This window comes from Achromobacter sp. HNDS-1 (assembly GCF_040084795.1).
GTDB classification, from domain to species: domain Bacteria; phylum Pseudomonadota; class Gammaproteobacteria; order Burkholderiales; family Burkholderiaceae_B; genus Achromobacter; species Achromobacter ruhlandii.
In genome coordinates this window covers 1,809,517-1,823,431 of sequence record NZ_CP157584.1, presented here as the reverse complement: position 1 = coordinate 1,823,431, position 13,915 = coordinate 1,809,517, and the positions used below count along the sequence as shown (strand labels likewise).

General features: G+C 65.8%; 10 protein-coding genes. 7 read left to right on the top strand and 3 right to left on the bottom strand.

Annotated features, from left to right (window positions below; translation table 11 throughout):
• Positions 1–104: 104 nt before the first annotated feature.
• A complete protein-coding gene (locus ABFG95_RS08360; protein ID WP_059272258.1) occupies positions 105–1,724 on the bottom strand; it encodes a methyl-accepting chemotaxis protein in 1,620 nt (539 codons plus the stop codon).
• 710 nt (positions 1,725–2,434) lie between these two features.
• Between ABFG95_RS08360 and greA the strand changes: the two genes are divergently transcribed.
• A complete protein-coding gene (greA, locus tag ABFG95_RS08355; RefSeq protein WP_006385475.1) occupies positions 2,435–2,911 on the top strand; it encodes a transcription elongation factor GreA in 477 nt (158 codons plus the stop codon).
• A gap of 133 nt (positions 2,912–3,044) precedes the next feature.
• Here greA and ABFG95_RS08350 read toward each other — a convergent pair whose 3' ends face one another.
• Complete coding sequence (locus ABFG95_RS08350; protein ID WP_049075379.1) at positions 3,045–3,647, bottom strand: YhbY family RNA-binding protein; 603 nt, start codon at positions 3,645–3,647, stop codon at positions 3,045–3,047.
• Positions 3,648–3,665: 18 nt separating this feature from the next.
• Between ABFG95_RS08350 and ABFG95_RS08345 the strand changes: the two genes are divergently transcribed.
• The 5 genes from ABFG95_RS08345 (at position 3,666) to ABFG95_RS08325 (ending at position 9,650) form a co-directional block, all read left to right on the top strand.
• Positions 3,666–4,298 (top strand): RlmE family RNA methyltransferase, encoded by a 633-nt coding sequence (locus ABFG95_RS08345; protein WP_006385473.1) that lies wholly within the window; start codon positions 3,666–3,668, stop codon positions 4,296–4,298.
• 229 nt (positions 4,299–4,527) lie between these two features.
• Positions 4,528–6,426, top strand: a complete 1,899-nt coding sequence (ftsH, locus tag ABFG95_RS08340) for an ATP-dependent zinc metalloprotease FtsH (RefSeq protein WP_049075378.1) — start codon at positions 4,528–4,530, stop codon at positions 6,424–6,426.
• An 18-nt stretch (positions 6,427–6,444) separates the two neighbouring features.
• Positions 6,445–7,290, top strand: a complete 846-nt coding sequence (gene folP, locus ABFG95_RS08335; RefSeq protein ID WP_054418683.1) for a dihydropteroate synthase — start codon at positions 6,445–6,447, stop codon at positions 7,288–7,290.
• Positions 7,287–8,630 (top strand): phosphoglucosamine mutase, encoded by a 1,344-nt coding sequence (gene glmM, locus ABFG95_RS08330; RefSeq protein WP_059272256.1) that lies wholly within the window; start codon positions 7,287–7,289, stop codon positions 8,628–8,630. Before folP ends, glmM begins: the two co-directional genes overlap by 4 nt.
• Positions 8,631–8,846: 216 nt before the next feature.
• Positions 8,847–9,650, top strand: coding sequence for a GNAT family N-acyltransferase (locus ABFG95_RS08325; RefSeq protein WP_049075374.1), 804 nt, complete (start codon positions 8,847–8,849; stop codon positions 9,648–9,650).
• Between the two features lie 163 nt (positions 9,651–9,813).
• Here the strand turns inward: ABFG95_RS08325 and ppx are convergent, their stop codons facing one another.
• Positions 9,814–11,301 (bottom strand): exopolyphosphatase, encoded by a 1,488-nt coding sequence (ppx, locus tag ABFG95_RS08320; RefSeq protein ID WP_049075372.1) that lies wholly within the window; start codon positions 11,299–11,301, stop codon positions 9,814–9,816.
• A gap of 219 nt (positions 11,302–11,520) precedes the next feature.
• Between ppx and ppk1 the strand changes: the two genes are divergently transcribed.
• Complete coding sequence (ppk1, locus tag ABFG95_RS08315; protein ID WP_049075370.1) at positions 11,521–13,596, top strand: polyphosphate kinase 1; 2,076 nt, start codon at positions 11,521–11,523, stop codon at positions 13,594–13,596.
• Positions 13,597–13,915 lie beyond the last annotated feature (319 nt).

The window sequence follows — 13,915 nt, the reverse complement described above, 5'->3', positions numbered from 1 at the left end:
CGGTTGTCCTGCCAGGCGCCCGTCCCTCGGGCGCCGCGCCCGGCCCGCGTCGGCCGGCCGCGAGGCGGCCGCTCCGCTGGCCGGTCGCGACAGGCCGGCGCCGCTCAGGACCGCGACAGCCGTGATGCCGGCGTCCGGCCGCCCACCTGCACCGGGGCGGCCTCGATCACCTGGCCCGACTGGGTCTTGAAGACCGCGGTCGCCTCCGCCAGGCGCCGGGCCTGATCCTCCATCGCCGACGCGGCCGCCGAGGCCTGTTCCACCAGCGCGGCGTTCTGCTGCGTTACCTCGTCCATCTGCGACACCGCCAGGCTGACCTGGTCGATGCCGCCGGCCTGTTGCGCCGAGGCCGCCGAGATTTCACCCATGATGTCGGCCACGCGCTGCACCGAGGTCACGATTTCGTCCATGGTCTGTCCGGCGGCCGCGACCTGCGATGAGCCGGCCGCGACCGTATCGACCGAGGTTTCGATCAGCGCCTTGATCTCTTTGGCCGCCTGCGCGGCGCGCTGCGCCAGCGTGCGCACCTCGCCGGCCACCACGGCGAAGCCCTTGCCCTGTTCGCCGGCCCGGGCCGCCTCCACAGCGGCGTTCAACGCCAGGATGTTGGTCTGGAAGGCGATGCCGTCGATCACCGAGACAATCTCGGCGATTCGGCGCGAACTGTCCGAAATGCCTTGCATGGTGGCCACCACCTGGCCGACGGTGTGGCCGCCGCGCTGCGCCACCTCCATGCTCACCGCCGCCAGCTGATTGGCCTGGGCGGCGTTCTCCGCGTTCTGCTTGACCGTGGCGGCCAGCTCTTCCATGGTCGAGGCGGTCTCTTCGAGCGCGGCCGCCTGTTCCTCGGTGCGGGTCGACAGATTGGCGTTGCCGGCCGCGATCTCGGCCGCGCCGACGTTGATTTCGTCGACGCCCTGGCGCACCGTGGTCACCGTGCGGGTCAGGCCCTCCTGCATGCGCCGTACCGCCGAGAACAGCGTGCCGATCTCGTTATTGGAGCGCGTCTCCACGCGCTGCGTCAGGTCGCCGGCGGCAATGCGGTCGAAATGCCGGCCCGCGTCCTGCAGCGGCAGCAGCACGCCGCGGCGGATGAAGGCCCAGCACGCCACCGCCAGCAGCAGCGCCACCGACAGCAGCGTGATGGCCGAGATGCGGGCGGTCGAATAGGTGGTCTGCGAGCGCTCCAGCACGCTGTCGCTGCGTTCCTGGACTCGCGCCAGGAACACCTGCATGTCCTTGGCGAAGTCGGCATCGGCCTGGCGCACCCGCGCTTCGTTCTGCTGGTAGCGCGCCACCGAGCGCTCCTTGAGCGCCGCGCCCAGTTCGTCCAGCGCGGCGGCGTAGGCGGTGAAGCGGCCCTGCAGGACCCTCGCCAGCTCCTGGCCGCGCTCGCTCTTGGGCACCGCCATGTAGCGGTCGAAGCGCTCGCGGGCCAGTTTCAGCTGCTCGGCGGCCGCGGCTTGCGCGCTGGCCGCCTGATCGTTGGCGCCGGCCTGCAGGTCGGCGATGCCCGTGCCCAGCGACAGCCGGGTATGCAGCAGCGCGGCATTGGATTCATAAAGCGGATCGACCTGATGCACGGCCACATTATTCAGGTCCTCGATTTCCCGGACGCTGTTTTCGGCATTCATCCAGCTCAAACCGCAGGCCAGTGCCAGGGTAATGACAAAACAGGCCAGCACCAGCATCATGCCCGTACGGACTTTCAGTTTTTCCAGCATGGGATCTCCCGGTCTTGAACGCGCTCCGCCACAGGCGCGGACCCTTGCCCGCGGGCGCTGCGACAGAGGGACGGACGTCGAGCCGGATGACTGCGATGCGCCCGCCAAACCTGCAACACGCACAATCAATCGCGATACGCGGTGGCCGGAAAATGGCCGGCCCGCGCATCCCCTCGCTAAAAACAGAAAATGCCGGTGCATACCGGCATGTATTTAATTGTTATTAATGGGCCAGTTTGTCGGTTATACCTTTTTTATTGAATACGACCTGCCGTTTTTACATGTGCCCCCTGGATAATCCCCCGTGACCGGGTTTATCCCTACCGTCGAGTATCTTTTATGCAACGCCGGGCGGGGGCGCGCAAACGACGGGTTCTAGCGGGTTACGGCGGCGAAATGCGCCGAAAACGCCGGTTTCTCCGGTGGCTTGCAATTCCGGCGGACTTTGACCACAATATGATCTTGATTGCCCCGGTTCCGACCCGAGCCGGGGTTTTGTTTTGGTCGCAGCTTGCCGCATTCGTCCGGCGGGCCGGCCCGAGCGGGCGCAAGGGGATCCATCGGGTTCAGCTTTGCCCGCCCCTGGCCGTTCCGTTCCTGGCGATGCCCGTCACGAGTCCGCTTCCGACGGCGCCCATGCGTCAGGTCCAAGACCTTCACACCGAGAACGCTCCGTCGGGGGCGTTTTCTACTTTTGTTTGGGAAACGACATGTCTGCCATTCCTTTGACCGTGCGCGGGGCCGAGCGCTTGCAAGAAGAGCTCCAGCGGCTGAAAACCGTGGAACGTCCCGCCGTCATCAACGCTATCGCCGAAGCGCGCGCGCAGGGCGATCTGTCGGAGAACGCCGAGTACGATGCGGCTCGCGAGCGCCAGGGTTTCATCGAAGGCCGGATCGCCGAGCTCGAGGGCACGCTTTCCAATGCCCACCTGATCGATCCGACCTCGCTCGAGGCCGAAGGTCGCGCCGTGTTCGGTGCCACCGTCGACATCGAAGACCTGGATTCGGGCGATCGCGTGACGTACCAGATCGTCGGCGACGTCGAAGCCGACATCAAGTCGAACCTGATCTCCGTGTCGAGCCCCGTGGCCCGCGCGCTGATCGGCAAGAGCGAAGGCGATGTGGTCGAGGTCAAGGCCCCGGCCGGCGTTCGCGAATATGAAGTACTGAGCGTGCGTTACATCTGACGCTGGCTCTGAGCGGTAAAATCAGCAAAACACCCTAGCCCGCGCCGGGTATCCGGTACGGCAACACTGCGGAACGCTATGGTGGATCGGGCGCGTAAAGCGCCCGTTTTTGTGCCCGGCGGAACTGTCCGGACTACCTTTTGGGCGACGACTTGCGGCTGGTGCCGCTGCGTGCCCCGGCGCGCAGGCTCAGCGCGCTGCCGGCGCGGCGCGGGATGCCGTGGCTGCCGGAGGCGGTCTTCTTGTTGCTGGGACGCATCGGCTTGCCGTTCTTGTTGAGCTGGTCCTGCGGCACGAATCGGGTTTTCGGCTTGGGCTCTTCCGTTTCGGAACGGCGCGGACGCTTGGCCAGGGTCTTGCCTTCGGCGGCCAGCTTCTTGGGCGTATGCGGCTCGGAGGCGCGGCGCTTGGCGGGACGTTCCGGCTCAAGGGCAGCCAGCACGGGCGGCTTGATGTTGCCGGCCAGCGGGCGGAACAGGATCAGGGTCTTGCCCAGGTGGTGCACCGGGGCGCAGGACAGGGTGTCGCAGATGGTCGAGAGCATGGCCTCGCGGGCCTCGCGATCGTCGCCGCCGGCCCGGACCTTGATCAGGCCGTGGGAAGTGAGTGCCAGGTCGATTTCCTTGAGCACGGCTTCGGTCAGGCCGTTGTCGCCGATCAGGACGACGGGGCGCAGAGGGTGAGCGGCGGACCGAAGGTCGCTGCGCTCACGAGAGGTAAGTTCTAATATAGGCATGCGTGGAATTGTACGGTAATGGCCAAGAATAAATTCTCCAAAGACTGGATTCACCAGCACATCAACGATCCCTATGTGAAGATGGCGCAACAGAAGGGCTACCGGGCCCGCGCCGCTTTCAAGCTGATCGAGATTCTCGACACCGAGAAGCTGCTGCGGCGTGGCGACCTGGTCGTCGACCTGGGCTCGGCCCCCGGCAGCTGGTCGCAGGTGGCGCGCGAGCGCCTGGCGGGTCCGGGCGGCGTGGTGGACGGGCGCATCATCGCCCTGGACATGCTGCCCATGGAGCCCGTGGCGGGCGTCGAATTCATCCAGGGCGACTTCCGCGAGGATGACATTTTGAAACAACTGGAAGACATGGTCGGATCGCGCGCGGTGGACCTTGTAATCTCCGACATGGCCCCCAACTTGTCAGGCGTGGGTATCGCCGACGCCGCGCGCATCCAGCACGTGTGCGAGCTGGCGATGGAGTTTTCCCTCGCCCACCTCAAGCCCAACGGGGCGCTGATCGTCAAGGCATTCCACGGGACCGGCTTTTCGCAGATCGTGGAGTCCTACAAACAGCACTTCAAGCGGGTGGTCGAGCGCAAGCCGAAGGCATCGCGGGACAAGTCCTCCGAAACCTTTCTGGTTGCCCGCGATCTGAAATAACCCGCGCCGGGGCACCTGCCCCGGTGTCACAAGAACCTACCGGTCCGACGACGGCCGGCCTGCCGAGACAAAGACCAGCAAAATCACGAATCAGACGTAACTTAGCGGCCCCGCCCCTTCCCAGGACGCAACCCGGTCCGACAGGGTAGAATGGGCTATTGACATACTTGTGACTGTGCCATATGCGGGTGCGCGGTCGCCGGTCGGAATCGAAAGCAGGAGATCGACCTTGAATAATTCATTTTCGAAAGTCGCCGTCTGGATGGTGATAGCCCTGGTGCTATTCACGGTCTTCAAGCAGTTCGACGGACGCGCGCAGACCCAGGACGGCGTGACCTACACGCAGTTCATGGACGACGCCAAGGCGGGCCGTATCCGCAAGGTGGACGTGCAAGGTGGCCCTGGCGGCGACGTGCTCTACGTCACGCCGGACGCGGGCCGCGCCTACACGCTGACCTCGCCGGGCGACCTCTGGATGGTTTCCGACCTGCTCAAGTATGGCGTGCAGGTGTCGGGCAAGCCGCGCGAAGAGCAGTCGCTGCTCATGAGCATCTTCGTGTCCTGGTTCCCCATGCTGCTGCTGATCGGCGTGTGGGTGTTCTTCATGCGCCAGATGCAGGGCGGTGGCAGGGGCGGCGCGTTCAGCTTCGGCAAGTCGCGCGCCCGCATGCTCGACGAGAACACCAACCAGATCACCTTCGCCGACGTCGCCGGCTGCGATGAGGCCAAGGAAGACGTCCAGGAACTGGTCGACTTCCTGCGCGACCCCAGCAAGTTCCAGAAGCTGGGCGGCCGCATCCCGCGCGGCGTGCTGATGGTCGGCTCGCCCGGCACCGGCAAGACGCTGCTGGCCAAGGCCATCGCTGGCGAAGCCAAGGTGCCGTTCTTCAGCATCTCCGGTTCGGACTTCGTTGAAATGTTCGTCGGCGTGGGCGCGGCCCGCGTGCGCGACATGTTCGAGAACGCCAAGAAGCACGCGCCCTGCATCATCTTCATCGACGAAATCGACGCCGTCGGTCGCCAGCGCGGCGCCGGCCTGGGCGGCGGCAACGACGAACGCGAGCAGACGCTGAACCAGATGCTGGTGGAAATGGACGGCTTCGAGTCGGGCCAGGGCGTCATCGTGATCGCCGCCACCAACCGTCCCGACGTGCTGGATCCGGCGCTGCTGCGTCCGGGCCGCTTTGACCGCCAGGTCGTGGTGCCGCTGCCCGACATCCGCGGCCGCGAGCAGATCCTGAAGGTCCACATGCGCAAGGTGCCGCTGTCGCCCAACGTCGACGCGACCATCCTGGCGCGCGGCTGCCCGGGCTTCTCCGGCGCCGACCTGGCCAACCTGGTCAACGAAGCCGCGCTGTTCGCCGCGCGCCGCAACGGCCGCACGGTCGATATGTCGGACTTCGAGAAGGCCAAGGACAAGATCATCATGGGCGCCGAGCGCCGCTCGATCGTCATGCCCGAAGAGGAACGCAAGAACACCGCGTACCACGAATCCGGCCATGCCATCGTGGCGCGCATGCTGCCCAAGACCGACCCGGTCCACAAGGTCACCATCATCCCGCGCGGACGTGCGCTGGGCGTGACGATGCAGTTGCCGGAAAGCGATCGCTACAGCATGGATAAGAGCCGCCTGCTGTCGACCATCGCCGTGCTGTTCGGCGGCCGCATCGCCGAAGAGATCTTCATGAACCAGATGACCACCGGCGCCTCGAACGACTTCGAACGCGCCACGGCCATCGCCCGCGACATCGTCACGCGCTACGGCATGACCGACGAGCTGGGTCCGATGGTCTACGCCGAGAACGAAGGCGAGGTGTTCCTGGGCCGCAGCGTCACCAAGACCACGCACATGTCCGAAGCCACCATGCAGAAGGTGGACTCCGAGATCCGCCGCATCATCGACGAGCAATACGGCGTCGCGCGCAAGATCCTGGAAGACAACCGCGACAAGGTCGAAGCCATGACCGCCGCGCTGCTCGAATGGGAAACCATCGACGCCGACCAGATCAACGACATCATCGAGGGCCGCCCGCCGCGTCCCCCGAAGACGCCGCAAGGTCCGTCGGACACGTCGGACACGCCGCCGACCGGCCTGGCTGCCGGCGGCAATACGGCAGCCGCGGTCTGAGGTCTTTCGTCCTGATTTATGGCGAATAACTTCCTTTGCGGGCGCTTCGAGTTTGATCTCGAGCGCCCGCTTGTCATGGGTATCGTCAACGTCACGCCGGATTCTTTTTCCGATGGCGGCCAGCATGACGATACCGATTCCGCGGTGGCGCATGCGCGTCAGCTGATCCAGGAAGGCGCCCACATCCTCGACCTGGGCGGCGAGTCCACGCGCCCCGGCGCGGATCCGGTGTCGGTCGCCGACGAACTCGACCGGCTGCTGCCGGTGATCGAGGCGCTGCGCGACTGCGGCGTGCCCTTGTCGATCGACACCTTCAAACCCGAAGTCATGCGCGCGGTGCTCGACGCTGGCGCCGACATGATCAACGACATCTATGGCTTCCGGCAGCCCGGCGCCATCGAGGCGGTGGCGCAGTCGCGCTGCGGGCTGTGCGTGATGCACATGAAGGGCGAGCCGCGCACCATGCAGGCGACGCCGCCCGAATATTCCGACCTGATCGGCGAAATCGGGCTCTTCCTGGGATCGCGGGCGCAAAAGCTGCGCGCCGCCTGGGTCGACCCCCGACGCATCGTGCTGGACCCCGGTTTCGGGTTCGGCAAGACCGCCGACCAGAACTTCCAATTGCTGCGCCGGCTGTCCAGCCTGCGCAGCGGCGGTTATCCATTGCTGATCGGCCTGTCGCGCAAGAACATGATCGGCCAGGCCACCGGCCGGCCGGTCGGCGACCGGCTGCCCGGCAGCATTGCCGCTGCCCTGGCCTGTGTGGCCCGTGGCGCTTCCATCGTGCGGGTGCACGATGTGGCGGCCACGGTCGACGCGCTCAAGGTCTGGCAGGCGGCTGAACAAGGAGCAATCACTTCATGATTCGACGCAAGTATTTTGGTACCGATGGGGTGCGCGGCGAAGTCGGCGGCGCGGTGATCAACGCCGAATTCGCCCTGCGCCTGGGCTATGCCGCCGGCCGCGTGCTGGCCCATGAACACGCGGCGCGCGGCGGCAGCCGGCCGCAGGTCGTGATCGGCAAGGACACCCGCATTTCGGGCTACATGCTGGAATCGGCGCTGGAAGCCGGCCTGTCGGCCGCGGGCATCGACGTGCTGCTGGCCGGGCCGATTCCCACGCCCGCGGTGGCCTACCTGACCCGCGCGCTGCGCCTGGTCGCCGGCATCGTGATCAGCGCCTCGCACAATCCCTACCAGGACAACGGCATCAAGTTCTTCTCGGCCCAGGGCATGAAACTGCCCGACGAGATCGAGGCCGCCATCGAGGCCGCCCTGGACGAGCCGCTGGGCTGCGTCAGCTCCGAAGGACTGGGCCGCGCGCGCCGCATGTCGGATTCGCAGGGCCGCTACATCGAATTCTGCAAGAGCACCTTCCCCAACGATCTGGACCTGAACGGCATGACGATCGTGGTGGATGCCGCCCATGGCGCCGCCTACAACATCGCGCCGCACGTGTTCCGTGAGCTGGGCGCCGAAGTGCATGCCATCGGCGTGCACCCGGATGGCTTCAACATCAACAAGGGTGTTGGCGCGCTGCATCCGGAGCTGCTGGCCAAGGAAGTGAAGGCGCGTGGCGCGCAGCTGGGCGTCGCCCTGGACGGCGATGCCGACCGCCTGCAGGTGGTGGACGGCGACGGCCGCATCTACAACGGCGACGAACTGCTCTACGCCATCCTGCGCGAGCGCATGCAGCGCGGCAAGGTCGATGGCGTGGTGGGCACGCTGATGACCAACTTCGGTTTCGAGCGGGAGCTGCAGCGCCTGGGCGTGGGCTTCGAACGCGCCAATGTGGGTGACCGCTACGTACTCGAACTGATGCAGGAGCGTGGCTGGCTGTACGGCGGCGAAAGCTCCGGCCACCTGCTGTGCCTGGACTGCCACTCGACCGGCGACGGCATCGTGGCCGCGCTGCAGGTGCTGACCGCGCTGCGCCGCAACCAGACCACGATGGCCGAGTGGGTCAAGGACCTGCGCATGTATCCGCAGAAGATGATCAACGTGCCCCTGGCACCGGGCCAGGACTGGAAGACCCATCCCGGCCTGAGCGCCGCGCGCAAGGCCGTGGAAGCCGAGTTGGGCGGCCGTGGCCGCATCCTGATCCGCGCGTCCGGCACCGAACCCAAGCTGCGCCTGATGGTCGAGGCCGAGGACGAGGCCCTGGCCGTCTCCTCTGCCGAGAAGCTGGCGGCCAGCTTGGGATAACGTCTTTTTTGCCCCGATCGAACATGGCCATTCATTGTTTTGCGATGAATGGCCATTGTTTGTGAACATTGCGTATTGTTTTGTAAAGTTTTGTCGAGCTTTGCAGGAATTGGGCCGCATTGCACCGAACTAAACTTCATAGTCACGTAACATATTGGTCAAGTCTTTGACATACAGGGCGTCCACACTGACTGGACTCTCTAGGAGCTTCGCGCAATGCTGGAACTAGCACGCATCAACCCAAGCCGTAATGCCGCAGAACCGTGGACCGGCCCCGCCGCGAGGGTGCTGGTGGTCGGCCTGGCGCGCACGGCCGAGGAAATTGAACAGATCCAGCGCCTGCGCTACGACGTCTTCACCGAAGACATGGGTGCGGTCTTCCCGGATGCCCAGGACGGAATCGAGCACGACCGCTTCGATCCCTTCTGCGAGCACCTGATGGTGCGCGAGCTCGATACCGGCCGTGTCGTGGGCACCTACCGGATCCTCACGCCCGAAAAGGCGCGCGAGGCCGGCGGTTACTACTCGCAATCCGAATTCGACCTGTCCGGCCTGGGCGCCATCCGCGACGAGCTGGTGGAAGTGGGACGATCCTGCACCCACGCCGACTACCGCAATGGCGCCGTCATCATGCTGCTGTGGTCGGGCCTGGCGGAATACCTGCGCCGCGGCGGTTATCAGTACGTGCTGGGCTGCGCCAGCGTGAGCCTGCGCGACGATGGCGTCACGGCGGCCGAAGTGTGGCGCACCGTGTCCAAGCTGATTCCCGGGGACGGCGAGCCGCGGGTCACGCCGTTGCATCGCTATCCGGTGGAAAAGCTCAACAGCACCTTGCCGGCGCGCGTGCCGCCGCTGATCAAGGGATATCTGAAGCTGGGCGCCACCGTTTGCGGCGAACCGGCCTGGGATCCCGATTTCAATGCGGCCGATTTTCCGGTGCTGCTGAAGATGGACGGCATGGACGAGCGCTACCGCCGCCATTTCGGCCTGGATCAACCCGCCGCCACCGGTCAGCGCTGATCATGCGCCGCCTGTTCCGCCGTATGAAGATCAAACTGATACGGCGGGCCACGCGGCCTTTCCGTCTGGAGCTCAAGCAGCTCGACCGCCAGACCGACCTGTCGCCGTTCTAGCGTTCGCCGTCGCACGGCACAAGGCCCCGGATCCCGGGGCCTTGTTGTTTTCAGAACTCGAGCAGCTCGAACGAGAATCCGACCTTCGACCACTCCGCTTCTTCCGCGCGCAGCGTGAAGTCGCTGAGCGGGTGTTGCGCGAGCCAGTCGCGGTTCACGCGCACCACGATCGAATCGTTGCGCATGGAGGCGGTCAGGGGCAGGGGTTCGATCTCGCCGCGGCGGCGGAACAGCAGCACCGCCAGCCGCAGGCTGAGGATGGCCATCCACTGGGCGCGGTTGCGCACCAGGGGTTCCAGCTTGCTCAGCTTGCCCTGGTGTCCCAGCGCCAGCAGCGCCAGCAGTTGCTGGTCGGCGCGCGAGAAGCCTGGCATGTCGGCGTTCTCGAGCACGTAGGCGGTGTGCTTGTGATAGGCGTTGTGAGCGATCGACAGGCCCACTTCGTGCAGGTCGGCGGCCCAGCCCAGGGCGGCGCGCAGTTCGGCGCGCTCCGCGCCTTCCGGCATCATCGCGTCGAACAGGCTGAGCGCCGCATGGTGCACACGGCGCGCCTGGTTGACGTCGACGTGGTAGCGCTTCATGAACTGGCGCACCGATTCATCGCGCTTGTCGTGTTCGTCGTCGCGGCCCAGCAGGTCGTACAGCACGCCCAGGCGCAGCGCGCCGTCACCGGTGTGCATGACATCGATGCCGAGTTCGTCGAACAGCGCGCTCATGATGGCCAGCCCGCCGGGCAGCACGTCGGCGCGCTCGACCTTGATGCCGGGCAGTTCGGACGGGATGACGCGGCCGGCGCGCACGATGCGGTCTTTCAGCTTGCTCAGGCCGGCGCGGGTGATGCCGCGGTCCGACATGCCGCCTTCCGTGAGGATGGCGAACAACGCCTTGGCCGTGCCGGACGAGCCGTAGGCTTCCTTCCAGCCGGCCTTGCGATACTGCTTGGCGATGACCTCGATCTCGCGCCGGGCGGCCAGCTCGGCCTGCTTCATCTGGTGGGCATCGACGATGCCGTCCGAGAAGAACTGGCGGCTGTAGCTGACGCAGCCCATGTAGAGCGAGGACATCAGGCCGGGCTCATGGCCCTTGCCGATGATGACTTCGGTGGAGCCGCCGCCGATGTCGATCACCAGGCGTTTGTTGGGGGAGGGGGGCAGGGTGTGGACCACGCCCGAGAAGATCAGGCGGGCCTCTTCGCGGCCGGCGATGACTTCGATCGGAAAGCCCAGTGCGGCTTCGGCCCGGGGCAGGAAGTCGCGGGTATTGCGCGCGACCCGGAAGGTGTTGGTCGCCACCGCGCGCACGCGGTTGGGGTGGAAACTGCGCAGGCGGTCGCCGAATCGTTCCAGGACGGCGATGGCGCGCTCGATGGCGTCATCGCCCAGGCGTTTTTCGGCATCCAGCCCGGCGGCGAGGCGGACGGTTTCCTTGAGGCGATCGATCTGGTAGATCTGGGGCGTACCGTCCTGCTGAACGATGCGTCCGATGGAGAGGCGGAAGCTGTTGGACCCGAGGTCCACGGCGGCCAGAAGTTGATCCATGCGGCTCGTAATATTGGCTGTGAGGTGGCCTGATTATAGAGACCCCATGTGACAGCGCCGTCCCTTGCGGGTTTTCGCTTATGGAACAGAGGGTTGGGTGCGGGAGACCATGCTCCATGCGTCCCGGTTTTGTCGTACGCTACGCATTTGGCGCAGTGTCATAGAACCGTCACTCTTTTGAAGTAAAACTCCACGCTTTCCTTACGTATGGAATCCGGTATGACCACACGCCCGCCCGCCGAGCCCCTGCTCCTGAATCGCGAGTTGTCGCTGCTCAAATTCAATGAACGCGTGCTGGCGATGGCGGAAAACCCGAGCACCCCCTTGCTCGAACGGCTGCGTTACGTGTGTATCGTCAGTTCCAACCTGGATGAATTTTTCGAGATCCGGATCTCCAGCCTGAAAGAGCAGCAGCGCCAGTCGCCCAACCTGGTGGGGCCGGACGGCATGACGCCCGACCAGGCTTTCGAGAACGTCCAGCAAGCGGTGCATGAGCTGGTGGGACGCCAGTACGCGCTGCTCAACGACGCCATCCTGCCGGCGCTGCAGGCGGAGGGTATCGCGCTGCACCATGCGTCGGAATGGAACGCCGAGCAGCAGGAATGGGCGCGCGAGGTCTTCAACCGCGACGTGATGCCGCTGCTGACGCCGATCGGGCTGGACCCGGCGCACCCGTTTCCGCGGGTCTACAACAAGAGCCTGAACTTCATCGTGTCGCTGTCGGGCGCCGACGCCTTCGGCCGCCAGGCCTCGATCGCCGTGGTGCAGGCGCCGCGCGCGCTGCCGCGCCTGATCAAGATGCCGCCGGAGCTGTCCGGCCATCCGGAAGGTTATATCCTGCTGACCTCGCTGCTGCGCGCCTTCGTCGGCGAGCTGTTCCCGGGCCTGGAGATGCTGGGCTGCTACCAGTGGCGGGTGACGCGCAACAGCGACCTGTTCGTGGACGAGGAAGAAGTCACCAACCTGCGCCACGCCCTGCAGGGCGAGCTGTCGCAGCGCAACTTCGGCGCCGCCGTGCGCCTGGAGATCGACAAGCTGACGCCGGTCGAGCTGGAAACCTTCCTGCAGCGCGAGTTCTCGCTCAAGGCCGAGGACACCTACCGCGTGCCGGGCCCGGTGAACCTGTCGCGCCTGATGCAGCTGTGCAATTCGCCCAACCGGCCCGACCTGCTGTTCCCCGATTACCGCGCGCCGGTGCCGGCGCCGTTCGACCGCGTCGGCGACAAGCCGTCCGAGCTGTTCGAGGCCGTGGCCGAGCAGGACCGCCTGCTGCACCATCCGTACCAGTCGTTTCAGCCCGTCATCGACTTCCTGACCGCCGCCGCGCTGGATCCGGACGTGATGGCCATCAAGCAGACCATCTACCGCACCGGCGAGGATTCCGAGCTGATGAAGATCCTGCTGGCCGCGGCGCGCGCCGGCAAGGAAGTGACGGTGGTGGTGGAGCTGATGGCGCGCTTTGACGAGCAGACCAACATCAACTGGGCCTCCAAGCTGGAAGAGGTGGGAGCGCACGTGGTCTATGGCGTCGTGGCGCACAAGACCCACGCCAAGATGGCGGTGGTGCTGCGGCGCGAAAAGGGCCGCCTGCGCCGCTATGCCCACCTGGGCACCGGCAACTACCACCCCCGCACTGCGCGGCTGTACACCGATTTCGGCCTGCTGACCGCCGATCCCAAGCTGTGCGAGGACATGGACAAGGTGTTCGCGCAGTTGACCGGCCTGGGCGCGCGGCGCGCGCTCAAGTCGCTGATGCAGTCGCCTTTCACGATGCATGAAGGCATGGTGGCGCTGATCCGCGCCGAGGCTCGCGCCGCCAAGGCCGGCAAGCGCGCGCGCATCATGGCCAAGATGAACTCGCTGCTGGAAGAGCAGATCATCGAGGAACTCTACAAGGCCAGCCAGGCCGGCGTGAAAATCGACCTGATCGTGCGCGGCGTCTGCGCGCTGCGCGCCGGCGTGCCGGGACTGTCCGAGAACATCCGGGTGCGCTCCATCGTGGGCCGCTTCCTGGAGCATTCGCGCGTGTTCTATTTCTACGCCGAAGGCGCCGAGACGGTGTACCTGTCCTCGGCCGACTGGATGGACCGCAATTTCTTCCGCCGCGTGGAAATCGCCTTCCCGATCTACGACAAGACCCTCAAGAAGCGCGTCATCGACGAAGCCTTCACCTTCGCCCTGCGTGACAACCAGCTGGCGTGGCAGCAGCAGGCCGACGGTGACTACACCCGCGTGCGCAGCCGCCGCGAGCCCTTCAACCTGCACCAGTACCTGATGCAGAAGCTGGGCGTATAGCCTCGCCGTCCTTTCCCCTTCCGCGGTAGGCGACGCGGAACCGGAAAAGGCCCCGCCCAGCGGGGCCTTTTCTATCCGTCCCCCAGATCCGCCGAACAAAGCCAAGCGCTCGACGCGGGCTCCCCCCTGAGCCCAACCATCCGTCCCCAACCCCCATCACCGTCAGAAAACCACCACCCACGGCACCACCCTCCCAAGCCAGGCCGCGCGGATCCGGCTCCGCCGGTCCGCCACCGGCGCCCCCCTGGGGGGGAAGCGCGCAGCGCTCCGGGGGGGGGTTTATGACTGTCACTATCCTGTCACGTTGGACTTCTAACAT

What these genes read in the sequence shown, in the direction of transcription:
- greA (WP_006385475.1), top strand. Translation starts at nt 2,435, where the DNA reads ATGTCTGCCATTCCTTTGACCGTGCGCGGGGCCGAGCGCTTGCAAGAA.
- ABFG95_RS08345 (WP_006385473.1), top strand. Translation starts at nt 3,666, where the DNA reads ATGGCCAAGAATAAATTCTCCAAAGACTGGATTCACCAGCACATCAAC.
- ABFG95_RS08325 (WP_049075374.1), top strand. Translation starts at nt 8,847, where the DNA reads ATGCTGGAACTAGCACGCATCAACCCAAGCCGTAATGCCGCAGAACCG.
- ABFG95_RS08350 (WP_049075379.1), bottom strand. Translation starts at nt 3,647, where the DNA reads ATGCCTATATTAGAACTTACCTCTCGTGAGCGCAGCGACCTTCGGTCC.
- ABFG95_RS08360 (WP_059272258.1), bottom strand. Translation starts at nt 1,724, where the DNA reads ATGCTGGAAAAACTGAAAGTCCGTACGGGCATGATGCTGGTGCTGGCC.
- folP (WP_054418683.1), top strand. Translation starts at nt 6,445, where the DNA reads ATGGCGAATAACTTCCTTTGCGGGCGCTTCGAGTTTGATCTCGAGCGC.
- ppx (WP_049075372.1), bottom strand. Translation starts at nt 11,301, where the DNA reads ATGGATCAACTTCTGGCCGCCGTGGACCTCGGGTCCAACAGCTTCCGC.
- ppk1 (WP_049075370.1), top strand. Translation starts at nt 11,521, where the DNA reads ATGACCACACGCCCGCCCGCCGAGCCCCTGCTCCTGAATCGCGAGTTG.
- glmM (WP_059272256.1), top strand. Translation starts at nt 7,287, where the DNA reads ATGATTCGACGCAAGTATTTTGGTACCGATGGGGTGCGCGGCGAAGTC.